This window comes from Nocardioides lentus (assembly GCF_039529515.1).
Taxonomy (GTDB): Bacteria; Actinomycetota; Actinomycetes; order Propionibacteriales; family Nocardioidaceae; genus Nocardioides; species Nocardioides lentus.
This window is the reverse complement of sequence record NZ_BAAAMY010000014.1, coordinates 110,767-136,871: the sequence shown is the minus strand read 5'-3', so window position 1 is coordinate 136,871 and position 26,105 is coordinate 110,767. Positions and strand designations below refer to the sequence as shown.

Annotated in this window: 18 protein-coding genes and 1 pseudogene; 9 read left to right on the top strand and 10 right to left on the bottom strand. The window is 74.5% G+C overall.

Annotation, left to right across the window (positions count from 1 at the left end; all coding sequences use genetic code 11):
• Positions 1-252 precede the first annotated feature (252 nt).
• From ABD158_RS17990 to ABD158_RS17975, 4 genes are read left to right on the top strand one after another with little or no spacing between them, the layout of a single operon-like run.
• Positions 253-1,986 (top strand): PHA/PHB synthase family protein, encoded by a 1,734-nt coding sequence (locus ABD158_RS17990; protein WP_344009153.1) that lies wholly within the window; start codon positions 253-255, stop codon positions 1,984-1,986.
• The gene (locus ABD158_RS17985; protein ID WP_344009151.1) at positions 1,970-2,881 is read left to right on the top strand and encodes an alpha/beta fold hydrolase; all 912 of its coding nucleotides are present in this window, start codon (positions 1,970-1,972) and stop codon (positions 2,879-2,881) included. The genes ABD158_RS17990 and ABD158_RS17985 overlap by 17 nt, the downstream gene beginning before the upstream one ends.
• Positions 2,878-4,086 carry an acyl-CoA dehydrogenase family protein gene (locus ABD158_RS17980; RefSeq protein ID WP_344009149.1) on the top strand — a complete coding sequence of 403 codons (1,209 nt, stop codon included), beginning with the start codon at positions 2,878-2,880 and terminating at the stop codon, positions 4,084-4,086. Before ABD158_RS17985 ends, ABD158_RS17980 begins: the two co-directional genes overlap by 4 nt.
• Before the next feature lie 8 nt (positions 4,087-4,094).
• Entirely contained in the window at positions 4,095-5,399 is a 1,305-nt protein-coding gene (locus ABD158_RS17975; protein ID WP_344009147.1) for a vanadium-dependent haloperoxidase, read from the top strand.
• A 41-nt stretch (positions 5,400-5,440) separates the two neighbouring features.
• On the opposite strand, the gene mce is transcribed toward ABD158_RS17975, so the two are convergent.
• Positions 5,441-5,896 carry a methylmalonyl-CoA epimerase gene (gene mce / locus ABD158_RS17970; RefSeq protein WP_344009145.1) on the bottom strand — a complete coding sequence of 152 codons (456 nt, stop codon included), beginning with the start codon at positions 5,894-5,896 and terminating at the stop codon, positions 5,441-5,443.
• A gap of 137 nt (positions 5,897-6,033) precedes the next feature.
• On the opposite strand from mce, the gene ABD158_RS17965 reads away from it, so the two are divergent.
• Genes ABD158_RS17965 through ABD158_RS17955 form a run of 3 tightly spaced genes read left to right on the top strand, consistent with a single transcriptional unit; the run spans position 6,034 to position 9,529 of the window.
• Entirely contained in the window at positions 6,034-7,221 is a 1,188-nt protein-coding gene (locus tag ABD158_RS17965; protein ID WP_344009143.1) for an acetyl-CoA C-acetyltransferase, read from the top strand.
• Positions 7,218-8,204, top strand: a complete 987-nt coding sequence (gene meaB, locus ABD158_RS17960; RefSeq protein WP_344009463.1) for a methylmalonyl Co-A mutase-associated GTPase MeaB — start codon at positions 7,218-7,220, stop codon at positions 8,202-8,204. Before ABD158_RS17965 ends, meaB begins: the two co-directional genes overlap by 4 nt.
• A gap of 11 nt (positions 8,205-8,215) precedes the next feature.
• Positions 8,216-9,529, top strand: coding sequence for a hypothetical protein (locus tag ABD158_RS17955; RefSeq protein ID WP_344009141.1), 1,314 nt, complete (start codon positions 8,216-8,218; stop codon positions 9,527-9,529).
• Between the two features lie 52 nt (positions 9,530-9,581).
• Here ABD158_RS17955 and ABD158_RS17950 read toward each other — a convergent pair.
• Positions 9,582-10,685: pseudogene (locus ABD158_RS17950) on the bottom strand (serine/threonine-protein kinase); the annotation flags it as partial.
• Between the two features lie 68 nt (positions 10,686-10,753).
• On the opposite strand from ABD158_RS17950, the gene ABD158_RS17945 reads away from it, so the two are divergent.
• Positions 10,754-11,728, top strand: coding sequence for a co-chaperone YbbN (locus tag ABD158_RS17945; protein WP_344009139.1), 975 nt, complete (start codon positions 10,754-10,756; stop codon positions 11,726-11,728).
• On the opposite strand, the gene ABD158_RS17940 is transcribed toward ABD158_RS17945, so the two are convergent.
• The 7 genes from ABD158_RS17940 to ABD158_RS17910 all read right to left on the bottom strand — a co-directional run bounded on the left by ABD158_RS17940 (position 11,701) and on the right by ABD158_RS17910 (position 21,522).
• The gene (locus tag ABD158_RS17940; RefSeq protein ID WP_344009137.1) at positions 11,701-12,483 is read right to left on the bottom strand and encodes an NUDIX hydrolase; all 783 of its coding nucleotides are present in this window, start codon (positions 12,481-12,483) and stop codon (positions 11,701-11,703) included. The genes ABD158_RS17945 and ABD158_RS17940 overlap by 28 nt on opposite strands.
• 274 nt (positions 12,484-12,757) lie before the next feature.
• On the bottom strand, positions 12,758-15,082 hold the full coding sequence (gene glgB / locus ABD158_RS17935; RefSeq protein WP_344009135.1) for a 1,4-alpha-glucan branching protein GlgB: 2,325 nt from the start codon (positions 15,080-15,082) through the stop codon (positions 12,758-12,760).
• Positions 15,079-16,557 (bottom strand): maltokinase N-terminal cap-like domain-containing protein, encoded by a 1,479-nt coding sequence (locus ABD158_RS17930; protein WP_344009133.1) that lies wholly within the window; start codon positions 16,555-16,557, stop codon positions 15,079-15,081. The genes glgB and ABD158_RS17930 overlap by 4 nt, the downstream gene beginning before the upstream one ends.
• Positions 16,554-18,230: a maltose alpha-D-glucosyltransferase gene (gene treS, locus ABD158_RS17925; protein WP_425573236.1), complete on the bottom strand. Its 1,677-nt coding sequence runs from the start codon at positions 18,228-18,230 to the stop codon at positions 16,554-16,556. Before treS ends, ABD158_RS17930 begins: the two co-directional genes overlap by 4 nt.
• A 158-nt stretch (positions 18,231-18,388) precedes the next feature.
• Positions 18,389-20,383, bottom strand: coding sequence for an alpha-1,4-glucan--maltose-1-phosphate maltosyltransferase (locus ABD158_RS17920; RefSeq protein WP_344009129.1), 1,995 nt, complete (start codon positions 20,381-20,383; stop codon positions 18,389-18,391).
• Between the two features lie 91 nt (positions 20,384-20,474).
• Positions 20,475-21,311: an N-acetylmuramoyl-L-alanine amidase gene (locus ABD158_RS17915; RefSeq protein WP_344009127.1), complete on the bottom strand. Its 837-nt coding sequence runs from the start codon at positions 21,309-21,311 to the stop codon at positions 20,475-20,477.
• Entirely contained in the window at positions 21,289-21,522 is a 234-nt protein-coding gene (locus tag ABD158_RS17910) for a hypothetical protein (protein ID WP_344009125.1), read from the bottom strand. Before ABD158_RS17910 ends, ABD158_RS17915 begins: the two co-directional genes overlap by 23 nt.
• Before the next feature lie 301 nt (positions 21,523-21,823).
• Here ABD158_RS17910 and ABD158_RS17905 point away from each other — a divergent pair, with 301 nt between their 5' ends.
• A complete protein-coding gene (locus ABD158_RS17905; RefSeq protein WP_344009123.1) occupies positions 21,824-22,171 on the top strand; it encodes a GIY-YIG nuclease family protein in 348 nt (115 codons plus the stop codon).
• 292 nt (positions 22,172-22,463) lie between these two features.
• Here the strand turns inward: ABD158_RS17905 and ABD158_RS17900 are convergent, their stop codons facing one another.
• The gene (locus ABD158_RS17900; protein WP_344009121.1) at positions 22,464-26,009 is read right to left on the bottom strand and encodes a M36 family metallopeptidase; all 3,546 of its coding nucleotides are present in this window, start codon (positions 26,007-26,009) and stop codon (positions 22,464-22,466) included.
• Between the last annotated feature and the right edge of the window lie 96 nt (positions 26,010-26,105).

Sequence of the window (26,105 nt, the reverse complement as noted above, 5' to 3'; positions counted from 1 at the left end):
GTCCGGGGTGGCTGCAAACTACCGACGAGTAACCGCCCCGGGTGCTCCTAGTGTCGTATGTCACGTGCGCGACCGGGCCCTCCGACGGGGCAGGTCGGCCCCCACCGACCGGTCGCCTGTGTCCCCGATCACAGCCCGTGGGTAGTCTCGGCGCAGCGGCGTACGGCGGCCATCGAGGCCGGCACCGACGCGCGAGGCGCGAGCCGACACGGGAGGCGACATGACCGCACCACTGATCACCCGGGTGGCTCGGTGAGCACCGTCGAGCAGGAGCGGGAGTCCGCGCAGGAGGGCCAGGAGTCCCCCGCGCTCGCGACCCCGATGGACCTGCTGCTCGCCGACGCCGGCACCAGCCCGATCCGGCGCTTCGTGCCCGGCATGTCGGGGGTGCGCTTCGCCGCCGGCCTCGCGCGTCACCCGCGCCGCGTCGTGGGTCGTACGGCGGGCCTGGCCGGCGAGCTCGTGAAGGTCGGGCTCGGCCGCTCCGAGGTCGCGCCCGCCGAGAAGGACCGCCGCTTCGCCGACGAGGCCTGGGCGAAGAACCCCTTCTTCCGGCGGACCCTGCAGTCCTACCTCGCCGCCGGCCACGCGGTGCGCGGCCTGGTCGACGACGCCGACCTCGACTGGGGCGACGACCAGCGCATGCGCTTCATCGTCGACAACCTCGTCGAGGCGCTCTCGCCGACCAACCACCCGCTGACCAACCCGAAGGTGGTCAAGCGCACGATCGACACCGGCGGCGGCAACCTCGTGGAGGGCGGGCGCCGCTTCGTGCGCGACTTCGCGACCGCGCCGCGGGTGCCGTCGATGGTCGAGGCCGACGCGTTCGCGGTCGGCGAGGACGTCGCGGTCACGCCGGGCGAGGTGGTGCTGCGCACCGACGTCTTCGAGCTCATCCAGTACACGCCGCAGACCCCGAAGGTCCGCGAGGTCCCGGTGCTGGTGGTGCCGCCGACCATCAACAAGTACTACGTCATCGACCTCGCCCCGGACCGCTCGCTGGTCGAACACCTGGTGCGCTCGGGGCTCACCGTCTTCTGCGTCTCCTGGCGCAACCCGGACGTCCGGCACGCCGACTGGGACCTCGACACCTACGGCGCGGCCGTCGTGGAGGCCATGGACGCCGCGCAGGCCATCGCCCGGCAGCCGAAGGTCTCGGTCTTCGGCATCTGCTCCGGCGGCATGATCACCTCGATGGTGCTGGCGCACCTGGCGGCCATCGGCGAGCAGGACCGCGTCGCGTCGTACAGCCTGGCGGTGACGGTCCTCGACCAGTCCCGCGCCGGCGTGACCAGCGCGCTGCTCTCGCACAAGGCGGCGGCGGCCTCGACCCGGCTCTCGCAGGACAAGGGCTACCTCGACGGCCGCGCGCTGGCGGAGATCTTCGCGTGGCTGCGGCCCAACGACCTGATCTGGAACTACTGGGTCAACAACTACCTGATGGGTCACGCGCCGAAGGCGTTCGACATCCTCTACTGGAACGCCGACCCCGTGCGGATGAGCGCCGGGATGCACCGCGACTTCATGGACCTCGCGATCCGCAACGCGCTGGTCGAGCCCGGGGCCTCGACCATGCTCGGCTCGCCGGTGGACCTGTCGGCGATCACCGTCGACTCCTACGTCGTGGCCGGGATCGCGGACCACCTGTGCCAGTGGCAGTCGTGCTACGAGGCGACGCAGCTCTTCGGCGGCGACACCCGCTTCGTGCTGTCGACCAGCGGCCACATCGCGGCGATGGTCAACCCGCCCGGCAACCCGAAGGCCAACTTCCGCACCTCCCCGACCCGCGACGGGCACCCGTCCAACCCCGCGGACCCGCAGGAGTGGCTGGCCGCCGCGCCCCGGGTGCAGGGCAGCTGGTGGGAGAACTGGAGCGACTGGCTCACCGAGCGCAGCGGCGACGAGCGCGGCAAGCCGCGCAGGCTGGGCAACGCCGAGCACGAGCCGGTCGCCGAGGCCCCGGGCACCTATGTCCACGACCGCTGAGCGGCTCGACGTGTCGACGCCCGGCCCCCGCCCGGTCACCGGCCGCGACCGCGACCGGGTCCGCCAGGTCTCCGTGCGCGGGATCTCGGCGCGGGTCTCGGTCCGCCCGGGCGTCGGTGCGCTGACCGACGCCCCGCCGCTGCTGCTGTGCAACGGCATCGGCATCAGCCTCGAGGCCCTCCAGCCGCTCGTCGACCACCTCTCGCCCGAGCGCGGGGTCGTGCGCTTCGACGTGCCGGGGATCGGCGGCTCCGCGCTGCCGCCCACGCCGTACGCGATCGCGGCGCTGAGCTCGTGGGTCACCGCGCTGATGAAGAAGCTGGGCCACCGCCAGTTCGACGTGCTCGGGCTGTCCTGGGGCGGCGGGCTGGCCCAGCAGCTGGCGGTGCAGTCGCCCCGACGCGTCCGGCGCGTGGTGCTCGTCGCCACCGGCACCGGCGTGCTGATGGTGCCGGCCCGTCCCGAGGTGCTGCGGATCATGGCCACGCCCCGCCGCCACCGCGACCCCGACTACGCCGCCACCGTCGCCTCGACGATCTACGGCGGCACGATGCGTACCGACCCCGCCCGCGGGGCGGCCCTGCTGCACGCCACCACCCGGTCGGGACCGAAGCGCGGCTACTACTACCAGCTCGCGGCGATGGCCGGCTGGTCCAGCCTGCCGTTCCTCGGCCTGCTGCGGCAGCCGACGCTGGTGATGGGCGGCGACGACGACCCGATCATCCCCGTGGCGAACCCGCGGATGCAGGCGGCGCTGATCCCGCACTCCCGGCTGCACGTCTACCACGGCGGCCACCTGGGCCTGCTCACGGAGGCCGACGACAACGTCCCGGTCGTCGAGCGGTTCCTGTCCGCGTCCGACCCCCTGAGCGACACCCCCGAGGAGACCGCGTGAGCGACCCGGCCGGCCAGATGACCATCGAGGTCGACGAGACACCGTTCTCGGACTTCCTCGGATTCGAGCTGCTCCTGGCCGAGGAGGACCGCGAGCTGCTCGGCCGGGTGCGGGCCTTCATGACCCGCGAGGTCGAGCCCGTCATCAACGAGCACTGGACCCGCGCCAGCTTCCCCCACGAGCTGGTCCCCGGCATGGCCGAGCTCGGCATCGCGGGCCTGGCGTACGACGGGCCCGGCTGCCCCGGTCGCGGCGCGCTGGTCGACGGCCTGGTCGCCATGGAGCTCGCGCGGGTCGACCCGTCGATGGGCACCTTCATGGGCGTCCACGGCGGGCTCGCGATGGGCTCGGTGATGATCGGCGGCTCCGACGAGCAGCGCGAGCGCTGGCTGCCCGCGATGGCCCGGATGGAGAAGATCGGGGCCTTCGGGCTGACCGAGCCCGACGTCGGCTCGGCGATCAGCCAGGGCCTCGCGACGACCGCGACGCGCGACGGTGACGGCTGGGTGCTGAACGGCCGCAAGAAGTGGATCGGCAACGCCGCGTTCGCGGACCTGGTGATCATCTGGGCGCGCGACACCGACGACGGCCAGGTCAAGGGCTTCGTCGTCGAGAAGGGCAGCGAGGGGATCGAGTTCACCAAGCAGGAGGACAAGATCGCCCTGCGCGTGGTCCAGAACGCCGAGATCACCCTCACCGACTGCTACGTGCCCGAGGAGAACCGGCTGGGTCGTGCGGAGTCGTTCCGCACCACCGCCGACGTGCTCCGGGTGACCCGGATGGGGGTGGCGTGGCAGGCGGCGGGCTGCGCCCGCGGCGCGTTCGAGCACGCCCTGCGCTACACCAAGCAGCGCGAGCAGTTCGGGCGTCCGATCGCCGGCTTCCAGCTGGTGCAGGACCTGCTGGTCAAGATGCTGTCCAACGTCACGGCGTCGACGGCGATGAACGCCCGCGCGTCCCAGCTGCAGGACGCCGGCCAGCTCCGCGACGAGCACGCCTCGCTGTGCAAGGCCCACGCGACCGCGCGGATGCGCGAGGCCGTTGGGTGGGCCCGGGAGGTCCTCGGAGGCAACGGCATCCTGCTCGAGCACCACGTCGGACGGTTCGTCGCCGACGCCGAGGCGATCTACTCCTACGAGGGCACCCGCGAGATCAACACCCTCATCGTCGGCCGCGCGATCACGGGGGAGTCGGCCTTCGTGTGACCCCGGCGGTGCGCCCGACCCGGGTCCTGACGGTCGCCGTGGCCCTGCTGCTCGTCCTGACGGGCTGCGGCGGGGGACCGGGACCGCAGGAGCCCGACCCGGAGCAGGTGGCGGTGCCCGCCGGCGTCGATGCCGACGACCCGGTCCTCGGGTGGTTCGAGGTGACCGCGGTCGCCGCCGACGCCCTGGGCTCGCCGGTGCAGTCGCCGCGCAGCGCCCTGTGGGCCACCGCGTGGAGCGCCGGTGAGGCGGCCGTGGACGCGGTCGGCACGGCGGGGCCGGAGGCCGCTGCTCCGGCCGGCTTCGCGCAGGCGGTCCACGACGTCCTCGTCGACCGGGTGCCCGTCGTCGCCGAGGCCGCCGACGCGCAGCTCGCCGCGACCCTCGACGCCGTCGCCGAGGTCGTCACCACGGCGGAGCGCGACCGGGCCGCCGCGCTCGGGGCCCGGGTCGCGGACGGCGTCCTGGCGCGACGGGCCGGCGACGGCCTGAGCGCCGCGGAGGTCGCGGTGGGCGCGGACTCCTTCGTGCCCCGCGGCGGGCCGGGCGCCTGGGTGCCCACCGACCCCGGCACCGCGCCGAGCCAGCCGGCCCTGGGGCGGGCGCGCCCGTTCCTGGTGACCCCGGGGCGCGTGGCCGTGCCGGCCCCGCCCGCCCTCGGCAGCCCGGCGTACCGCGCCGACCTGGCGGAGGTCCGTGCCCTCGGCGCCGCCGACTCCCCGACCCGCACGGCTGCTCAGACCGAGACCGCGCTGTTCTGGGCGGACGACAGCCTGAGCGCGTGGACGCAGGTGCTGCGCGGCCTGCTCGCGGCCCGGCCCGAGCAGCCGCTGGAGCAGCGGGTCCACCTGGTCGCCGTGCTGCACCAGGTCACGACCGACGCGCAGATCGCCTGCTTCGCCGCCAAGTACGACGTGCAGCGCTGGCGGCCCGTCACGGCGATCCGCGAGGCCGCTCCCGACGGCACCGCCGATCCCGACGGCGACCCCGCCACGATGCCCGACGCGACCTGGGAGCCGCTCCTGACGACCCCGTCCCACCCGGAGTTCCCGAGCGCCCACACCGTGTACGCCGGAGCAGCCGAGGTGGTCCTCGACGCGCTGGTCGGCGCACCGTCCGAGCCCGTGCGGATCCGCGTGGACGGCCTCCCGCCGCGTGACTACACCGACTGGACCGACCTCGTCGAGGAGAACGTCGAGGCCCGGGTCGCGTCCGGCATCCACTACCGGACCTCGGACGAGGCCGGCGCGGCCCTCGGGCGCGCCGTGGCCCGGGCGGCGCTGTCCGTGCTCGCCCGCCCGGCCCGTGGCTGAGAGGGGCCGAGATGGGGCCGGGGTCGCGGCGCAGCCGGGTCTCAGGCGGGCTCGACGAGCTCCACGAGCACGCCGCCGGCGTCCTTGGGGTGGACGAAGTTGATCCGCGACCCGGCCGTCCCGCGGCGGGGCTCGTCGTACAGCAGCCGGAGGCCGCGCTCACGCAGCGTGGCGGAGACCGCGTCGACGTCCGCGACCCGGTAGGCCACCTGCTGCAGCCCCGGACCGGAGCGGTCGAGGAACTTCGCGATCGTCGAGTCCTCCGAGAGCGGCGCGAGGAGCTGGACGCAGGACCCGGAGTCGCCGACGGCCATCATCGCCTCGCGCACGCCCTGCTCCTCGTTGGTCTCGGAGTGGACCAGGCGCATCCCGAAGGAGTCGCGGTAGAACGCGATCGCCGCGTCGAGGTCGGGCACGGCGACCCCCACGTGGTCGACGGCGGTGAACAGGTCGGTGGGCAGGCCCGTCGCGGGGCCGCCGGTGGCGTCGGTGCTCATCGCCCCATCGTCGTACGACGGGCCGCGGCGCGGGGCGTGGTGTGACGTGCGCGACACCCCTACTCGGCGTCGGTACCCGTCGGTAAGGTCCGCAGCGGAACCACCCATCAGCTGGAGCGCAGGCCTGGAGGTCAGTCATGTCCGGATCCGTCATCGTCGCCGGAGCACGCACGCCGATCGGACGACTGCTGGGCGGGCTGAAGACCCTGTCCGCGGCCGAGCTCGGCGGGGTCGCGATCAAGGGCGCCCTCGAGAAGGCCGGCGTCGCCGGCGAGGACGTCGACTACCTGATCATGGGCCAGGTCATCCTGGCCGGCGCCGGCCAGAACCCGGCGCGCACCGCGGGTCTCGCGGCGGGCCTGCCGGCCTCGCTGCCGTCGATCACGATCAACAAGGTCTGCCTCTCGGGCCTCAACGCCATCGCGACCGCCGACGCGATGATCCGCGCCGGCGAGGCCGACGTGATCGTGGCCGGCGGCATGGAGTCGATGACCAACGCGCCCCACCTGCTGCCGAAGTCGCGCGAGGGCTTCAAGTACGGCGACACCGCGCTCGTCGACTCGATGGCCTACGACGCCCTCTACGACCAGCTCACCCAGCAGGCGATGGGCGCGCTGACCGAGCAGTGCAACGCCGACGGCCTCGGCCTGACCCGCGAGGAGCAGGACGCGTTCTCCGCGCGCTCCCACCAGCGCGCCGCCGAGGCGTGGAAGAACGGCGTCTTCGACGACGAGGTCGTGCCCGTCTCGATCCCGCAGCGCAAGGGCGACCCGGTCGTGGTCGCCGCCGACGAGGGCGTCCGCGGCGACACGACCACCGAGTCCCTCGGCGGCCTGCGCCCCGCCTTCGACAAGCAGGGCACCATCACCGCCGGCTCCGCCTCCCAGATCTCCGACGGCGCCTGCGCCGTGGTGGTGATGAGCAAGGCCAAGGCCGAGGAGCTCGGCCTGGAGTGGCTCGCCGAGATCGGCGCGCACGGCATGGTCGCGGGTCCCGACTCGACGCTCCAGATGCAGCCGGCCAACGCGACCGCCAAGGCGTGCGCCAAGGAGGGCATCAGCCCCGCCGACCTGGACCTGGTCGAGTTCAACGAGGCCTTCGCCGCGGTCGGGATCGCCTCGGCCCGCGAGCTCGGGCTCGACGAGGACAAGGTCAACGTCAACGGCGGCGCCATCGCGCTCGGCCACCCGGTCGGCATGTCGGGCGCCCGCGTGGTGCTGCACCTGGCGCTCGAGCTCAAGCGCCGGGGCGGCGGCACCGGCGCCGCCGCGCTCTGCGGCGGCGGCGGTCAGGGCGACGCGCTGATCGTGCGGGTCCCCGCCTGAGCGCTCGCCGGGGCGGGTCCGCGGACGACCTGGTCGCCCGGGCCCGCGCGGGCGAGGTGCGGGCCGTGGCCCGTCTCGTCTCCTGGGTCGAGGACGAGGCCCCGGCGCTGACGGACGTCGCGCGGCTGCTCGCCCCGCACACGGGGCGGGCCCACGTCGTCGGCGTCACCGGGGCACCGGGCGTCGGGAAGTCGACCACCACGAGCGCCCTCGTGCGCCACCTGCGCGCGCAGGACCGCACCGTGGGCGTCCTCGCGGTGGACCCCTCCTCGCCGTTCACCGGGGGCGCGCTCCTCGGCGACCGGGTCCGGATGGGCGAGCACGCCGAGGACCCGGGGGTGTTCATCCGGTCGATGGCCGCCCGTGGCCACCTGGGCGGGCTGGCGTGGTCGACGCCGCAGGCCGTGCGCGTCCTGGACGCCGCCGGGTACGACGTGGTGCTGGTCGAGACCGTCGGGGTCGGTCAGAGCGAGGTCGAGGTGGCCGGACTGGCCGACACGACGCTGGTGCTGCTGGCGCCGGGGATGGGTGACGGCATCCAGGCGGCCAAGGCGGGGATCCTCGAGACCGCCGACGTCCTCGGCGTCAACAAGGCCGACCACCCCGACGCCGACCGCGTCGTGCACGACCTGCGGGCCGCCGCCGCACTGGTCGAGCGGGAACCGGATGACTGGCGCCCGCCCGTGCGGCGCACCGTCGCGCGCGACGGCACCGGGCTGGCCGAGCTCGTCACGGCGCTCGGCGAGCACCGGTCGTGGCTCGAGGCCTCCGGGCAGCTGGCCCGCAGGCGGGCGCGCCGCGCCCGCGCGGAGGTCGAGGCGATCGCGGTCGCGCGGCTGCGCTCCCGCTGGGCCGACCTCGGCGACGTCGACCTCGACGTGCTGGCGGGCGAGGTCGCCGCCGGTCGCAGCGACCCGTACGCCGCCGCGGCGACGCTGCTCGACGGTCTCGCCGCGCCGGCCGGCGGGTCCGCGCGCCGGTAGGGTCGCCGACCGTGACCACCCGCCGTACGACGAGGGCCGCGGTGCGTCCGCTGCTGCCGGCCGCCGCCGCGCTGGCCGCGCTGGTCGCGCTGGTCGGTGCCGGCGGAGCCGCGGGGGCCGACGACGGCGCGGGGGCGGGGTCGCCGGCCGGGGTGGTCGCGCTCCCGGGTGAGGACGTGGAGCTGTCCTCCGACGCGGACGCCCCGACCCCGGTGACCGCGGGCGCCTGGCGGGGCGACCTCGGTCCGGTGGAGTCGGACTCCGGCGAGGTGTGGTTCGAGTACCGCCGCGAGACCGACGACGCGACGCTGCTCGTCTCCGCGGTCTCCCCGGGCGCGGACCCGGCCCGGGAGGACGCGCTCGAGCTGGAGGTCCTCGACCCCGCCGGGGACCGGTGCACGACCGGCGCCGCCACGAGCACGCGCATCGACGGCGACCCGACCCTGCTGGCCGTCGAGACGGTCGTCGGGGTGCAGGAGGCGGTGCTGGCCGAGGACGAGGACGGCTTCGAGTGCCTCACCGAGAGCCGCCTGCTGATCCGGGTCGCGCGCGGCACGAACGGCGAGCAGGGTCGGGCGCCGTTCACCCTGCGCGTCGTCGAGGAGTCGCCCCTGGTCTCCGCCGACGGGCTGCCCGGACCCCTCGAGCTCGGCGAGCCGGAGGCGCCCGACGTCGACGCGGCGCGGGAGGACCTGCCCGGCGGGGCGGGCCTCGAGGACGCGCCCGAGGCCGCCGGCGGGCGCTACCGCGGCACTACCACCACCGACCGCACCCTCGTCTACCGCGTCCCCGACGTCGGGTGGGGCCAGACCCTGCGCACCGCCCTGGCGGTCGAGCCCGTCCGGCTCGCCGACGGCGTCTTCCTCGGCCCCGACGTCGAGCTGACGGTCCTGTCGCCGATGGGCACCCGGGTGGGTGCCACGGATCCCGACGGGGCCGCCCTCTCCGACGACCGCCTCGGGCTGGTGGTCTCGGCCGGCCCCGTGCGCTACCTGAACCGTCGCGCCGACCTCGACGCCCCGCCGTACGTGCCGGGGGACCACTACGTCCTCGTCACCGTGGAGGCACCGGACGAGGGTCCGGCGCTCGAGGTCGACTACACCCTCGAGGTCGAGGTCGCCGGTGAGGAGGACGAGCCGCCGGACTTCGTGGATCCCGACGCCTACCTGCTCGCGGACGGCGACCGGCAGCCCGTCGTGCGGGCCGTCGGGGCGGGCGGCCTGCTGGCGGGGCTGGGGGCGCCGCTGCGGTACGGCGGGGCCGCGCTGCTGGCGCTCGGGGGCCTGGCCGCGCTCACGGGCGGCGTCCGCACGCTGCGCGCCTGAGACCGCCCGACGTCGTCGGCGCGGCCTCCCGGACGGCGCCGGCCGTCGCGTCTCAGCCGCCGAGGGCCAGGACGACCGCCAGCCCGAGGAGCACGACGCCCACCGCGAGCAGCGCGAGCCCACGCACGGTGGCGCCCGCCGTGCGGGACGCCCGCGGCGAGCGGCGACGCCCCGCGCCCGCCACGGCGGGGGCCCGCGTCGCGTCCGGGTCGGGCGCCCCGGCGGCGGGGGCGCCGTGACCGGGCCCGGGCCGGGCCCCGCCCTCGGGCCCGTCGACCCCGGCCGTCCGGGCGAAGAGGTCGGCCACCGCGACCTGCTCACCGGGTGCCGCGGGCAGGGCCGAGACGTCGAGCGCGAGCATCTCGGCGCGGAGTGCGGCGGCGCTGGCGGGCCGACGGGCCGGGTCCGGGTCGGCGGCGCGGCCCAGCAGCTCCACCAGGGCGGTGACGGCGGCGGGCTCGCTGCCGGGGGCCCAGGGGAGGGGCGGCGACCAGGTCGGGTCGCCCGGGCCCGTCGGCCCGCGGGCGGGAGGGCGCACGGCGGTGAGCATCTCGAGACCGACCACGCCGACGGCGTACAGGTCCTGGCGGGGGTCGGGGTCGGCGCCGTGCTGCTGCTCGGGGGCCATGTAGCCCGGGGTGCCGATCGCGGTCGCCGCCCGGGTCATCCGCGGCTGGTCGACGCCGGCGGCGATGCCGAAGTCCGTCAGCCGCAGGTGGGGCCGGGCGCGGCCGGTGGGCTCGAGGAGCAGGTTCGCGGGCTTCACGTCGCGGTGCACGATCCCGGCGGCGTGCACCGCCTCGAGCGCCTGGAGGGTCTGGTCGAGCAGCGTCGCGGCCCAGCGGGGCGGCAGGGCGCCGTGGGCGCGCAGCAGGTCCGCCACCGAGCCCCCGCGCACCAGCGGCATCGTGAACAGCACGCGCTCGTCCATGCCCGCCCACGACTGCGGCGTGACGACGTGGCGGTGGTCGATGCGCACCGACTGCTCGCGCACGAAGCGCAGCAGCGACGCGGCGTCGGACTGCTGGAGGATCTTCGCGACCTTGAGGGCGCCGTCGGCCTGGTCGCGGACGGTCCAGACGGTACCCATGCCGCCGACGGCGACGGGCTCGAGCAGCTCGTAGCGCCCGGCGAAGACCTCACCCATGGCGCCGCAGCCTACGGTCCGGGGCGTCGTGGTGACCTTGCGACGGGCGCGGTCCGGGGATGGGCGAGGATGGGGGCATGACGCAGCAGCCGTTCAGCCGCCCCGGCGCGGTCGACCTGTCCGCCCTGAAGCGTCCCGCCCCCGCGGGTCCCGCCGGCCCGGGGGCCGCGCGGCCCGGGGGGTCGGGCGGTGCTCCCGGCGGCTCGCCCGCGCAGGGCGGCGCCTACTGGGTCGCGCTCGACGAGCAGAACTTCCAGACCGTGCTCGAGGCCTCGATGTCGGCACCGGTCTTCCTCGTGTTCTTCTCGCCGTCGCGGATGCCGGAGAGCGCCACCCTGGCCGACGACGTGGCCACGTTGGCCGAGGAGTTCACCGGGCGGTTCGTGGCCGGCCTCGTCGACATCGACGCCGTGCCGCAGATCGCCCAGGCGATGCAGATCCCGTCGGTCCCGCTCGTGGTCGCCGTCGTCGACGGACGCCCCGTCCCGCTGCTGCAGGACGTCGTCCCGCTCGAGGAGCTGCGCACCGCCTTCACCCAGGTGCTGCAGCAGCTCACGGCGCAGGGCGTGACCGGCCGGCACCAGCCGCTGGCCGGTGCGTCGGCGGGCGGCGGGGACGACCCCGACGCCGAGCCGGCCGTCGACCCGCGGTTCGCGCCGGCCGAGGACGCGCTGCAGCGCGGGGACGCCGCCGGAGCCGTGGCCGAGTACCGCAGGCTCGTCGACGCCAACCCCGCGGACGCCGAGGCGGCCGCGGGCCTGGCCCGCGCCCAGCTGCTCGAGCGGGCCGGGACCGCCGACCTCGCCGAGGCCCGCGCGGCGGCGGCCGCCGACCCCGACGACGTCGACGCCCAGCTGCTCGTCGCCGACCTCGACCTCCTCGGCGGCCACGTCGAGGACTCGTTCGGCCGGCTCGTCGGGCTGGTGCGCCGGACCCGCGAGGGGGAGCGGGACCGCGTGCGCGAGCACCTGATCTCGCTGTTCACCGTCGTCGGCAACGCCGACCCGCGGGTCCAGCGGGGCCGTCAGGACCTGGCGTCGGCGCTGTTCTGACCCGCCGCCGGGGCCCCGGTCCGGCCGGATTCGCTGTAGGCCGGCGCCCCGCCCGCGAGGGCCGCGGTCGCGGCGGCGACACGGCGGGCGGTCTGCTCCGAGCACCGTGCCGCGACCTCCTCGGGGGTGCAGAACGCCGCGCTGCGGATCTCGCGCTCCTGCCGCACGATGCGGTCGACCACGGCCGGGTCGTGCACGCCGCCGTCGAAGACCAGGCACAGCGCGTCGTCCCACCCGCTCCACGGCGGCAGCCAGTCGGTGAGCAGCAGCGGGCCCGCGTCGACGTCGAGCGCCAGCTCCTCGCGGACCTCCCGGGAGACCGCCAGCTGCGGTGACTCGCCGACCTCGACGACCCCGCCGGGCAGGTCCCAGTCCCGCTTGTAGGTCAGCTGGCACAGCAGCACCCGACCCGACGGGTCGCGCAGCAGCATCTGCGCGATCGCCCGCTTGCGCGGCAGGAAGCTGTTGAGCAGGGCCCGGAAGCCCTCGGGCTCGCCGACCGGCGCGTCCGTGGCGAGTCGCGCGTAGACGACCTCGTCACCCGCGACGCCCCGTCGTACGCCCTCCTTGCGCAGGCCCGACCAGGTCGCGACCCGGTGCGCCCGCGCGTCGCCCGCCGGCACCTGCGCCTCGACCCGGCCGTGCGTCCCCAGCGCCGCCTCGACCGCGCCGCTGACGGCCTCGATCCCGGCGTGGGCCCAGCTCACCCGGGCGACGCCCTCCGACACCGTCTCCGTCCTGGGGTCCTCGCTCACACCGCGACCCTAGGCGGTGCCCGGTCGCCCGCCCCGCCGCGGTCGCGGCCGGCTCGCGCCTGCCCTCCCCGGTTCACCACGCCAGGTGGGGGGCCCAGGCCGGCCGGCGCGTCAGCCCCCGGGCCCGCTCCGCGGTGACCCGCGTGCGGTCGTCGTCGGTCCAGACATCCGGACCACGGCGTGACCGGTCAGCGCGGCGTCGTCGGCGCCGTCAGCCACGACGGGGGAGGAAGAGGTCCCCGTGCGACCTGTGGACGCGGACGGGCCGCGGTCGTCAGGCGCGGCGGCGGAACCAGACGGTCGCGAGGGGGGGCACCCGGATGTCGGCGTGCGCCGGGTGGCCCGCGTGGTCGCCGGCGACGGCCTCGATCGAGCCGAGGTTGCCGACGCCGGAGCCGGTGTAGGACTCGGCGTCGGTGTTGAGCACCTCGTCCCACACCCCGGCGGCGGGCAGGCCCAGGCGGTAGCCCTCGTGGGGGACGGCCGCGAAGTTCGACACGCAGACCAGGTCCGGGGCCGCCTCCGCGGAGCCCGAGCCCTCACCCGACGTCGCCGCCGCGGACCCGCCGAGCGGCGCCGAGCGCCGGACGAACGAGAACACGTTGTGGGGTGCGTCGTTGGCGTCGATCCAGGCGAAGCCGTCCGGGGTGGCGTCGGCGGTCCACAGCGCGGGGGTGTCGGTGTAGACCCGGTTGAGGTCCCTCACCAGCGCGTGCACGCCGAGGTGCTCGGGGTGGTCGAGCAGCCACCAGTCGAGCTCACGGGACTCCGCCCACTCCGACTCCTGGCCGAACTCGGCGCCCATGAACAGCAGCTGCTTGCCGGGGTGGGCCCACATGAAGCCCAGGTAGGCGCGCAGGTTGGCGAGCTGCTGCCACCGGTCGCCCGGCATCTTGCGCAGCAGGGAGCCCTTGCCGTGCACGACCTCGTCGTGGCTGATCGGCAGCACGAAGTTCTCGCTGAACGCGTAGACGAGGGAGAAGGTCATCTCGCCGTGGTGGTGGGAGCGGTAGATCGGCTCGTACGCCGCGTAGTCGAGCGAGTCGTGCATCCAGCCCATGTTCCACTTGAAGCCGAAGCCGAGACCGTCGGCCGACGTCGGCTGGGTGACACCCGGCCAGGACGTCGACTCCTCGGCGATGGTCACCACGCCCGGCGTGCGCCGGTAGACGGTGGCGTTCATCTCCTGCAGGAACTGCACGGCCTCGAGGTTCTCCCGGCCGCCGAAGCGGTTGGGGCTCCACTCGCCCTCCTCGCGGGAGTAGTCGAGGTAGAGCATCGAGGCGACGCCGTCGACGCGCAGGCCGTCGGCGTGGAACTCCTCGCACCAGTAGACGGCGTTGGCGTAGAGGAAGTTGCGGACCTCGTTCCGGCCGAAGTCGAAGATGTGGGAGCCCCACTCCTTGTGCCAGCCGCGCTGGGGGTTGGGGTCCTCGTACAGCGGCTGGCCGTCGAAGCGCGCGAGCGCCCACGGGTCCGTCGCGAAGTGGCCGGGCACCCAGTCGAGGATCACGCCGACGCCCGCCTGGTGCAGCCGGTCCACCAGCAGCCGGAAGCCGTCGGGGTCGCCGAAGCGGCTGTCGGGGGCGAAGTACGACGTGACGTGGTAGCCCCACGAGCCACCGAACGGGTGCTGCATCACGGGCATCAGCTCGACGTGGGTGAACCCGAGGTCGGAGACGTAGCCGACCAGCTCGTCGGCGAGCTGCTCCCAGGTGCGCCCGCGCCGCCAGGAGGCCAGGTGGACCTCGTAGGTCGACATCGGGGCCGCGACGGGCTGCCGCTCCGCACGGGCCGCCATCCAGGCGTCGTCGCCCCAGGCGTACGACGACTCGAACACCCGCGAGGCGGTCTCCGGCGGCTCCTGCGCCCAGCCCGCGAGCGGGTCGGCGCGGTCGGTCCAGACGCCGTCGGAGCCCAGCACGGCGTACTTGTAGTGGGCGCCGGAGCCGACGTCGGGCACGAACAGCTCCCACACGCCGGACGTGCCGAGCTGGCGCATCGGGTGCTGCTGGCCGTCCCAGCCGTTGAAGTCGCCCTTGAGCCGTACGGCGCGGGCGCGGGGCGCCCAGACCGCGAACGAGGTGCCGACGACGTCGCCCTCGAGCCCGCCGGAGTAGCGGTGCACCCGGGCGCCGAGCACGGTCCACAGCTGCTCGTGGCGGCCCTCGCCGATGAGGTGCAGGTCGCCCTCGCGCAGCGTGGGCAGGAAGCGGTAGGGGTCGTCGGTGACGTGGTGGGCGCCGTCGGGGTAGGTCACCGAGATCCGGTAGTCGGGGGTCTCGGCCAGCGGGAGGACGCCGACCCACACCCCGCCGTGCTCGTGGCTCAGCGCGGTCTCGAGCGCACCGTCGGGCGCGGGGGCCGAGCCGTGGCGGATCGTCACGGTCTCGGCGAAGGGCCGCACCACCCGCACGGTCACGCCGGAGCCGTCCGCGGCCGGGTGGGGGCCCAGCACGGAGTGCGGCTGACCGTGCTCGCCGCGCAGCAGGGCGTCGAGCTCGTCGAGCGCCACGGGCACGGGCCCGCCGGGGGCCGACGAGCGGGCGGTCCCCGGGGAGCCATGCTCGGGGGAGGAGGGGGTGGGCGGGAGGGTCATCGCGCTCCGATCCGTGCGATCGCGGCCAGCGGGATGGACACCCAGGTCGGCCGGTTGCGGGTCTCGTACACCGTCTCGTAGACGGCCTTGTCGGCGACGTACGCCGAGAGCAGGGCCTGCTCGGCGTCGGTCAGGTCCCGGCCGGCGTAGGACGACAGGAACGCCGCCCGGTTGCGGTCGGCCCACTCGGCGGCGCGGTAGGCGCGCTGGTGGGCGCCCTCGCCCTCGTCGTCGTCGATGGTGTGCTGGACGACGCGGGGGACGTAGTCGAAGGAGCGCAGCATCCCCGCGACGTCGCGCCACGGGGAGTCGGGCAGCACCCGCTCGCCGAGCGGCTTCGCGGGCTCGCCCTCGAAGTCGACGATCTTCCAGCCGCGGACGGTGCGCAGCGTCTGTCCGAGGTGCAGGTCGCCGTGGACCCGCTGGACGCGGACGCCCTCGAGCGAGGCCACGTCCTCGTAGAGCGACCGCAGCGCGTCGGCGTGGTCGGCGAGGCCGGGCACGACGGGCAGCGCCTCGTCGAGCCGGCGTGCCATCGCGGCAGCGAGCCCGCCCATCGCGGCGCGGTCGGCGGTGGCGGTGGGGAAGTGCTCGGCGAGCGTCTCGTGGACCTCGGCGAGCGCGACCCCGAGCCGGGCGGACTCGGCGGCGAAGTCGCCCCCGACCTCGTCGGCGTGGAGGTCGGCCTCCGCGAACAGGTTGCGCACGGACGCCAGGCCGAGCTCCCAGCCGTCGCTCGCGGTGCGCAGGAACTGCTGGATCATCGCGAGCTGCAGCGGCTCGCCCGAGGTCGGCTCGGCGGTCTCGAGCCAGCCGTAGAGGGCGGCGACGTGCTCGGAGGAGGCCCGGGTGAGCACCTCGTGGATCGCGATGTCGGGGTTGATGCCGGTGGTGACCTTGCGGAACACCTTCATCAGCGAGTCCTCGCCGAACGCCACCGAGGAGTTCGACTGCTCCCCGGTGAACAGCAGCGAGGTGGCGGTCTCGTCGAGCGTGTAGAACGGCAGCCGGTGGAAGGCCAGCCCGGTGTCGGTGCGCAGCACCTTGTCGGGCGCCTCGAAGGCGTCGGAGAACGCGGTCAGCCACGCGGCCATCGCCGCACGGTCGTGCAGGGCGTCGTAGGCCTGGACGGGCGCGTCGGCCCCGGCGGGCCAGGTCGCGACCAGCGCGTACTCGAGGGCCTCCTGCGGCTCGGCGTAGCACGACAGCGGCACCTGGTAGGTCTCGCGCCGGTCGGCGTCGGTGCCCTCGGCGTACTCGACGTCGACGAGCAGCAGCCGCACCTGGGGCGCGTCGCCCGGCAGCCGGCCGAGCTCGCGGACGTCGGTGATCGCGAAGTCCCGGCCCTTGCCGGCGAACCAGCGGGTGCGCACCAGGTAGTCGGCCAGCGAGGCGCGGATCGACCCGGCCCCGAGGTCGGGTGCGGGCAGGTCGGGTGCGGTCGAGTCGGGTGCGGTCGGGTCGGGTGCGCTCACAGCAGGCCTCCGGTGCTCGTGGTCCCGGCGTCGTCGGGCGGGGTGAGCCGCAGCCAGTAGAAGCCGTACGCCGCCATGGTCAGCAGGTAGGGCAGCTCGCCGATGACCGGGAACGGCACCCCGCCGAGGAGCTCGACGGGCCGGTACCCCTGCCAGCGCCGCAGATCCAGCTCGACGGGCTGGGGGAACCGGGAGAGGTTGTTGACGCAGAGGATGACGTCGTCGCGGGCGGTGCCGTCGGCGGCGGTCTCGGTGTGGGTGCGCAGGTAGGACAGCACCGAGGGGTTGGAGCCGCCGAGGTCGGTGAAGTCGCCGAGCCCGAACGCCGCGTGCTGGCGGCGGGCGTGGATCATCCGGCGCGTCCAGTGCAGCAGCGAGGAGGAGTTCTCCAGCTGCGACTCGACGTTGACCGACTGGTAGCCGAACACCGGGTCCTGGTTGAGCGGCAGGTCCAGGCGTCCCGGCGTGGCCGAGGAGAAGCCGGCGTTGCGGTCGGGCGTCCACTGCATCGGGGTGCGCACGCCGTCGCGGTCGCCGAGCCAGATGTTGTCGCCCATCCCGATCTCGTCGCCGTAGTACAGGACCGGTGAGCCGGGCAGCGACAGCAGCAGGGCGCTGAAGAGCTCCATGCGGTTGATGTCGTTGTCCAGCAGCGGGGCCAGCCGTCGGCGGATGCCGATGTTGGCGACCATGCGGGGGTCCTTGGCGTACTCGTCCCACATGTAGTCGCGGTCCTCGTCGCTGACCATCTCGAGGGTGAGCTCGTCGTGGTTGCGCAGGAAGATGCCCCACTGGCAGTTCTCGGGGATCGCGGGCGTCTGCTCGAGGATCTCGGAGATCGGGTAGCGCGACTCGCGACGCACGGCCATGAAGATGCGCGGCATCACGGGGAAGTGGAACGCCATGTGGCACTCGTCGCCGCCGACCGAGTAGTCCCCGAAGTACTCCACGACGTCGGCCGGCCACTGGTTGGCCTCGCACAGCAGCACCCGGCCCGGGAACTCCTCGTCGACGAACCGGCGGACCTTCTTGAGGAACTCGTGGGTCTCGGGGAGGTTCTCGCCGTTGGTGCCGGGCCGCTCGTAGAGGTAGGGCACCGCGTCGAGGCGGAAGCCGTCAAGGCCCATGTCGAGCCAGAACCGCATCGCGTCGATCATCGCGTCGTGCACGGCCGGGTTGTCGAAGTTGAGGTCGGGCTGGTGGTGGAAGAACCGGTGCCAGAAGTACTGGCCGCGCACCGGGTCCCACGTCCAGTTCGACGGCTCGGTGTCGACGAAGATCACCCGCGCCTCGGAGTAGAGGTCGTCGGTGTCCGACCACACGTAGAAGTCGCCGTAGGGCCCCTCGGGGTCCTTGCGGGACTCCTGGAACCAGTGGTGCTGGTCGGAGGTGTGGTTGGCGACGAAGTCGATGATCACGCGGATGCCGCGCGAGTGGGCCTCGTCGAGGAGGTGGTGGAAGTCCTCGACCGTGCCGACCTCGGGCAGGACGCCGGAGTAGTCGGCCACGTCGTACCCGCCGTCGCGCAGGGGCGAGGGGAAGAACGGGGGCACCCACAGGCAGTCGACGCCCAGCCACTGCAGGTAGTCCAGCTTCTCGATCAGACCCCGGAAGTCGCCGGTGCCGTCGCCGTTGGAGTCCCGGAACGAGCGGACCAGCACCTCGTAGAACACCGCGGTCTTGAACCAGTCGGGGGTGTCGCCGGCCGCGAAGTCCGCGTTGTCGGCGGCGGTGGTGCCGGCCGCCGGGTCGGCCTCGAGCGCGGGGTCGCCCGACTCGTGGTCGAAGTCGGGGGCGGGGCCGAGGCCCTCCTTCTCCTGCTCGCCGGTGCTCACGCGGTCCTCCTGACGCTCAAGACGTGCGCGGGCTCGTGGCCGGGGTCGAGCCGCACGTAGTTGTGCTCGCCCCAGCTGTAGGTCTCACCGGTGATCTCGTCGGTGACGGCGAAGCCGTCGTGCCACTCGAGGCCGAGCGCGCCCATGTCGAGGTGGACGGTGGTCTCGCGGGTGGCGTGCGGGTCGAGGTTGACGACCACGATGACGGTGTCGTCCTCGGGGCCCGCCGGCTCGGTGGGCAGCCGGGTGCTCTTGGAGAAGACGAGCACGTTCTCGTCGTCGCTGTGGTGGATGACGACGTTGCGCAGCAGCTGCAGCGCGGGGTGGGCGCGGCGCACCTCGTTGAGGCGGGTCAGGTACGGCGCCAGCGTGCGGCCCTCGGCCTCGGCGCCCTCCCAGTCCCGGACCCGGACCTGGTACTTCTCGGAGTCCAGGTACTCCTCGCTGCCCGGCTTGACCGCGACGTGCTCGAAGAGCTCGTAGCCGGCGTAGACGCCCCAGCTGGGGGCGCTCGTGGCGGCCAGCGCGGCGCGGATCTTGAACGCCGCGGGCCCGCCGTACTGGAGGAAGCCGTGGAGGATGTCGGGGGTGTTGACGAAGAAGTTCGGGCGCATCCGGTCGTCGGTCTCGCGGGCCAGCTCGCGCAGGTAGTCCTCGATCTCCCACTTGGCGGTGCGCCACGTGAAGTAGGTGTAGGACTGCTGGAAGCCGACGGCACCGAGCCCGCGCATCATCGCGGGCTTCGTGAACGCCTCGGCCAGGAACAGCACGTCGGGGTCGGTGCGGCGCACCTCCTTGAGCAGCCACTCCCAGAACGCGACGGGCTTGGTGTGCGGGTTGTCGACGCGGAAGATCCGCACGCCGTGGCTCATCCACAGCCGCACCGTGCGCAGGACCTCCCGGCAGATGCCGGTGGGGTCGTTGTCGAAGTTGAGCGGGTAGATGTCCTGGTACTTCTTCGGCGGGTTCTCCGCGTAGGCGATCGTGCCGTCGGCGCGCGTGGTGAACCACTCGGGGTGGCTGGTGACCCACGGGTGGTCGGGGGCGCACTGCAGCGCGAGGTCCAGCGCGACCTCGAGGCCCAGCTCGCCGGCGCGGGCCACGAACGCGTCGAAGTCGTCGAAGTCGCCCAGGTCGGGGTGGATGGCGTCGTGCCCGCCGTCCTTGCTGCCGATGGCCCAGGGGCTGCCGGGATCGGTGGGGCCGGGGGTCAGCGTGTTGTTGGGGCCCTTGCGGTTGACCTCGCCGATGGGGTGGATCGGCGGCAGGTAGACGACGTCGAAGCCCATCGCCCGGGCCCGCTCCAGGCCGGCGACGGCGGTGCGCAGCGTGCCGGGGACGACGGCGCCGGTGGCCTCGTCGTACGTCGCGCCCTCGGAGCGGGGGAAGAACTCGTACCAGGATCCGTACAGCGCCCGGCGACGGTCGGCGTACGCCGGGAACGGGCCCTCGGTGGTGAGCATCTCGCGCAGCGGGTGGCGGCGCAGGACGTCGAGGAGCGCGGCGTCCTGGGTGGCGGCGAGCCGGGCCGGGACGGGGCGCTCGGTGTCGCGGCAGGCCTCGACCGCGGAGGCCAGCGACGCGCGGTCCGCGGGGTCGGTCACCTCCGCGGCGACCCGTTCGAAGAGCAGCGCGCCCTCGGTGAACATCAGCTCGACGTCGACGCCGGCGGGGATCTTGAGGCCGGCGTCGTGCTCCCACGTGGCCAGCGGGTCCGACCAGGCCTGCACCTCGAAGCCCCACGCGCCGGGCGCGTCGGGGGTCACCCAGGCGACGTACTCGCCCGGCTCCTCGCTCGCCGGCACCATCCGCACCGGCGGCCTCCGGGTGCCGTCGGGGGCGACCAGCACCGCCTCCGCGCCCAGCCGGTCGTGCCCCTCGCGGAACACGGTGGCGGTGACGGGGAAGGGCTCGTCGACGGTGGCCTTCGCAGGCTGTCTCCCGAGGTCGACGAGGGGGGCGACGTCCATGACAGGGATGCGTCCGACCATGCCGTCGACCCTAGCGATGCCCGCCGGACCTGCGACAACCTCGCGTCCACGGTGGGCGGGCCGGGCGCGATGCGCCCGGCCCGTCGTGGCTCTAGACGGGGCAGGCGTCGACCCGCAGGTTGGGTCCCGTCTCGACGTAGTGGCAGGTGACGTAGCCCGACGCGGGGGAGGAGATCCTCGCCCAGTTGCGGCTCGTGTTGCCGCCGATGGTCACGGCCTCCCCGACCGCCTGGCAGTCCACGGTCATCACCGTGCCGTTGGCCAGGCTCGCGACGACGGCCCCCGAGGTGGACGGCGTCGTACGCACGTTGAGGTTGCCGACCGTGGCGCGCAGCCGGGTGCCCCCGGACGGCGGCTCGGTCGGCGGCGCGCCGCCCATCGCGGCGGCGACGTCGGCGCGCATGACGTCGAGGTCGATGAACGACGGGTCGATCTTGCCGGTCGTCGAGGTCTCCCGGTGGCCACGGGCGTACGACGCGTCGCGGCCGAGCCGGTCGAGCACGGCCGCGGTCGCGAGCACCGAGGCGTCGTACTGGGCCTGCGTCATCTCCTGCCGCACCCCGCCGCCGCCGTCGCCGGCGTAGTCGATCTCCCACCCGACCATCAGGGTGTTGCCGTCGCCGGCCGGGATCGGTCCGGAGCCCGCGCTGCGGCCGGCGTGGTTGGCCCGGTTCGCGGAGATGACGTGGAACACGCCGTGGTAATCGACGAGCGCGTGGCACAGAGGCCCCGGCAGGTCGGAGCGGCCGTTGATGCAGATGCCGAGCGCCGGCGCCGGGCGCGAGGCGCTGCTGGGGGCCGCGGTGTGGTGCCACAGCACGCCGATCGGCGAGAAGGACGACCCGGCGCTGCGGCTCAGCCAGTCGCCCTCCTCGACCACCTGGACCCCGGCGCCGCGCAGGACGTCAGCCAGCCACGAGATCGCCACGGCTCACCACCCCCGTCTCGATCAGGTCCGCGAGGCAGGAGGGCTCCGCGGGCGTCTCGTAGCCGCGCGCGTCGACCCGGCCCTCCTCGCCGTACGACGGCCCGCCGAGGACCGTGAGCGCGGCCGGGGCCACGGCGAGCGCCCCCAGCCCCTTCAGCAGTGCGCGGCGGCCGGGGCGCAGGGGCCCGGTCGCGGGGATCGGTGGCGTCATCGCGTTCCCTCCGGGGTGCCGGTGTCGTCACCACCACCCCACCACCAGCCGCCGCGCTCCCGATACGGGGAGAACCCTTGCGTGCGTGAGCTCGTCGGGAGGTGGTCGGGACCGTGGGCGGGCCTGAGGTGGTCGGGACCGTGGGCGGGCCTGAGGTGGTCGGGACCGTGGGCGGGCCTGAGGTGGTCGAGCAGCTCGCGAGCCCTGGCGAGCGCGCGGCGTCGAGACCGCCGGGGACCTTCGTCCACAGCCCAGGAAACCGGCCCTGGCACCACCCTTCACGACCTAGCAGCATCACCGCATGAGCAGATCAGGGGTCGTCTACATGCTCCGCTGCAGCGACGGCGGCTACTACGTCGGGAGCACGACGGACCTCGCCGCGCGCCTCCACCAGCACCAGGAAGGTCTGGGAGCCCGGCACACCCGTCACCGACGGCCCGTCGAGCTGGTGTGGTTCGAGGAGCACGACCGCATCGACGACGCCTTCGCCCGGGAGAAGCAGGTCCAGAACTGGTCCAGGCGCAAGCGTGAGGCATTGATCCGGCAGGCGTACGACGAGCTCCCCGACCTCGCCGAGAGCCGCTACCGCACGGAGCGTCGCGAAGCCGAGACCGCGCGGGCGGCGCTGCGGGATGCCTCGCGGGAGTGAGCGGTCGCGGTTGTCCGCCGACCCCCTCGGTGCGGGTCGGACGTCACGGGATCGGCGGTCTCGACGCCGCGCGCTCGCCGGGGCTCGCGTGCTGCTCGACCACCTCAGGTGCCCGGGCTCCTCGACTTCCTCGTGGCGGCGGTCTCGACGCCGCGCGCTCGCCGGGGCTCGCGTGCTGCTCGACCACCTCAGGTGCCCGGGCTCCTCGACCTCCTCGCGGCGGCGGCCGCGGGAACGGCGTGAGGGGAGGATCGGTGCCACCTGGTGGCACCGATCCTCCCCTCGGGGCCGGTCAGTAGACCTGGAGCTCCGCGGCCCGCACCGACCGACCGCGGTCGCTGGCGGTCTTGCAGTCGGTGGCGTTGGTCGGGTCGTCGTCCTGCTCACCGGCGTAGCCGGAGAAGCCGGTGCACTGGTTCTCCAGCGCCACCATCCGGATCGCGGCGGCCCTCGTGGGCGTCACGGGGAAGGACCGCAGCGTCAGGTCCGGCGCCACCGGTCGTGGCCGCAGGGCCGGGAAGGCGTCGGCCGGCGAGGTGTAGAACCGGCGGAACGTCGCGCCCGGGCTGTCGCACCGGCTGGTGCAGGCCTCCAGGGCGAACCGGCGCAGCGCGGTGAACCGTGAGCCCGACTCGGGGTCGGTCTCGCCCTCGGCCGCCGCGGGGCGGAGCAGGGCGCTCACCTGCACCCGGCGCACGGTCTGCGTGCCCCCGGCCAGGTCGACCGTCACGAACGGGGACTGCCCCGTGTCGACGTCGGTCGAGGAGATCCCGGCCCAGTTGGTGCCCTCGGTGCCGTCGATCAGTGCCTCGGGGGTCAGGGAGCCCTCGCTGGCCGCGAGGACGGAGGCACCCCGCGAGGCGGCGGCGAGGTTGGCCGGGGCCGCCACCGTCACGGTGCGCCTCTGCCCGGCGGCCACCGTCAGGGAGAACCGCGTGGCCCCGCGACCCGGCGAGACGTAGACCAGCTCGTAGCGGCCCGGGGCGAACGACTTCGTGGCCGCGAGCGGCGTCCCGCCCAGGGTGTCGGCGTACGGCGTGGAGCGGGCCTCGTAGTCGCCCACGTAGATCCGGCCCGGTGCGGGGGTGCGGAACGTGACCCGGGCGTTCTCCGACCGCGGCGAGGCGAAGCTCGGCCTGGTGTCGCCCGAGTCCGGGCCCGGCACCGAGGCCCCCTCGCCCATGCCGCGACGGGCGAACGCGTCCCAGATGGGCTTCGCGTTGGCGCCGTCGAAGCGGATCCGGTCGGCGGCGAGGAACGCGTCGCGCATGTCGAGCATGCTCACCGCGCCGTTGGCCTGCAGCAGGAACGAGTCGAACATCAGCTGCACCCAGCGGCGGTTGCCCGGGCAGTCGATCGGGCGCGACGGCGACTGGGAGCCGCTGCCCTGAGCGCAGCGCAGCTGGAGGTTGCGGTCGCCGTAGGGGAAGCGGGACTGGTAGCGGTCGACGAGGGCCTGGCGGACCTCCCACATCGTGCCGTTCCAGATCTCGCCGTCGGCGTGGACCTCGTCACCGGTGGTGTCGAAGCCGTAGTTGGAGAAGTTCAGCGGGTTGCGGTCGATCGCGTAGTCGCGGATGCCCTTGACCCGGTTGCCGGTCGCGTACGCGCCGAGGACCCAGGGCCGGGTGCCGGCGTCGTAGCCGTGGCTGAAGACGTACTCCGCGGCCACCAGGTCGCTCCACGACTCGCCCATGGCGCCGCCGTGCTCGGAGGTCAGGCCCTCGTCGGGCCCGGCGACCATGCGGTTGGTGATGGCGTGGGTGTACTCGTGACCGGCGATCCCGAAGTCCAGCGCCCCGTCGGCGCACGGGGCGTAGAAGGCGCCCGCGAGCGGCTGGAACAGGTACTGGTTGGTGATCCCGGGGATGCCGTCCTGCAGCGTGATCTGGTTGGCGTTGGTGCGCCCGAGCCCGGTGGTCGCCGGGGACCCGGTGATCGCGCCGGCCTGCACGTTGCCGACCTCGGGGTCCTGCGCCCGCGTGGGGTCGGTGTTGCGGCCCAGGTTGGACACCTGCATGTTGTAGTTGCGCTCGGTGAACCCGAGCCCGTAGCTGTAGTCGTGCATCCGGTTGTGGCCGACGTTCAGGTTGGTGACGGCGAACTCGATGTCGTTGCCGCCCGGCACGAGCTGGTCGGGGTTGCACCGCGCGTTGTTCCAGGCGTCGGTGAACTCGGTGTCGTACTCCCGGAACGCCGAGAACGGGCGTTGCATCAGACCGCCCGGGGTGAGCGGGCTGGCCCACGCCTCGGCGGTGCTCGCGTTGTTGCCGAGCGTCGTGAACGACGGCACGTCGACGCCGCGGACGACGTCCCAGGGCGCGCTGAACGGCTGCTCGAGCGGACCGCTGGGCAGGTCGCAGCGGCCGTTGCCGCCCGGCTGGCTGCGGTTGCCGGTCCAGCAGCCCAGGAAGTCGCCGCCGGCCACCGTGTCGGGCGACCAGTCCAGGTCGGGGTTGGCGGGGAAGAACCGGTAGCGGGGCAGCGGCAGCGCGGTCCCGCCGCCGGGGGCGGCGGTGTCGGAGGTCTGCACGACGCCGGTGTAGGCCCCGGGTCCGGGCACGGAGTCGGCGTCGAAGGGGCAGATCCGCACGGCGTAGTCGCCGGCCGGGATCGCGGTGCCCGGAGAGTAGGTGAGCACCTCGGGCGACGTCAGGAGGTCCTGCGAGGCGAGGGTGGTGCCGTCCTCGTCGAGCAGGGTCACGGTGATGTCGTCGACCGGGACCACGGTGGTCGCGGCGACGGTGACGGTGCGGGTGGCGCCGTCGGTCAGGGTGAACGGGTGCTCCGGGCCGCACGAGGTGGCGGTCACCGAGCCCTGGAACGGCACGGTGCGCACCTGGGTCGCGACGGGGGAGGCCGCCGTCGTGGCGGACGCGGGCGCGGCGGCACCGGGGGCCCCGGCGTGCTCGACCTGGTTCTCCCGCAGCAGCACCCGGCCCGAGACGGCGTCGAGGACGACGGTGTACGCCGAGGCCTCGCCGCCGACGACGTCGACGACGTTGGCCTCGATCACTGGGCGGACGGTGCCGTCGGCCCCGGCCAGCGCCGAGACGCGGGCCTGCTGCTCCTGCAGCAGCCCGGGGACGTCGAGGCGGGTCCAGGGGCGCAGCGAGCCGACCACCCCGGCGGCGTCGTCGACGCTCTCGCTGATGCCGTCGAGGGCGTCGCCGGCGAGGTCCAGGCCGACGTACTCGGCGGCGAGCCGCCAGCCCTCGCCCGGGTCCAGGGTGGGGGCGTCGGCGAGGGCGCCGGGCGCGGCCTTCACGAGGGAGGACGAGACGTACTCGACGCGTCCGCGGGCGATGCCGACGCTCACGAGGCCGCCGCGGGCGGAGGCCAGCCGGTCCTCGCCGCCACCGAAGGTCTGGCGCAGCAGCACCGCGCGTCCGCTCGAGCCCTGCAGCGGTGCGTCGTTGACGAGCTCGAGGCCCTGGACCACCTCGGCGCTGACGCCGAGCAACGAGCGGTTGGCGCCGAGCCAGGCGCGGGCGGCGTCGACGGGGCCCCCGGTCGCGGCGCCGAGGTCGGAGCCCCCGGCCGGGCTGACCGACGCGGCGGTGCCGAACCGGTTCCAGGTGACCCGCAGGCCGAGCCGCTCGGCGGCGGCGCGCTGCGCCGGGCTCGGCGAGGCCAGGCCCCGGACGTCGAGGTCCTCCAGGCCGCGGGGGGCGTCGGCCAGGGTGACGGTGTCGTCGGTGGGGAGGGCCGCCGCGGAGGCGGTCGTGGCGCTCTGGGAGAGCGCGGGCAACGGCGTCAGGCCGGGGATCGCGGCGGCGACCAGCAGGCTGACGGCCACGGCTCCGAGACGGGGCCGGCCGAGGGGGCGAGGTGTCATGACTCCCCCCAACGGGGCCGGGGGGTCGTGGTTACGCGCCGATCCGGGGACCCCGTCGCGCACGACGGGCTTGGATCGATCCAAGCAAAGCGTTAC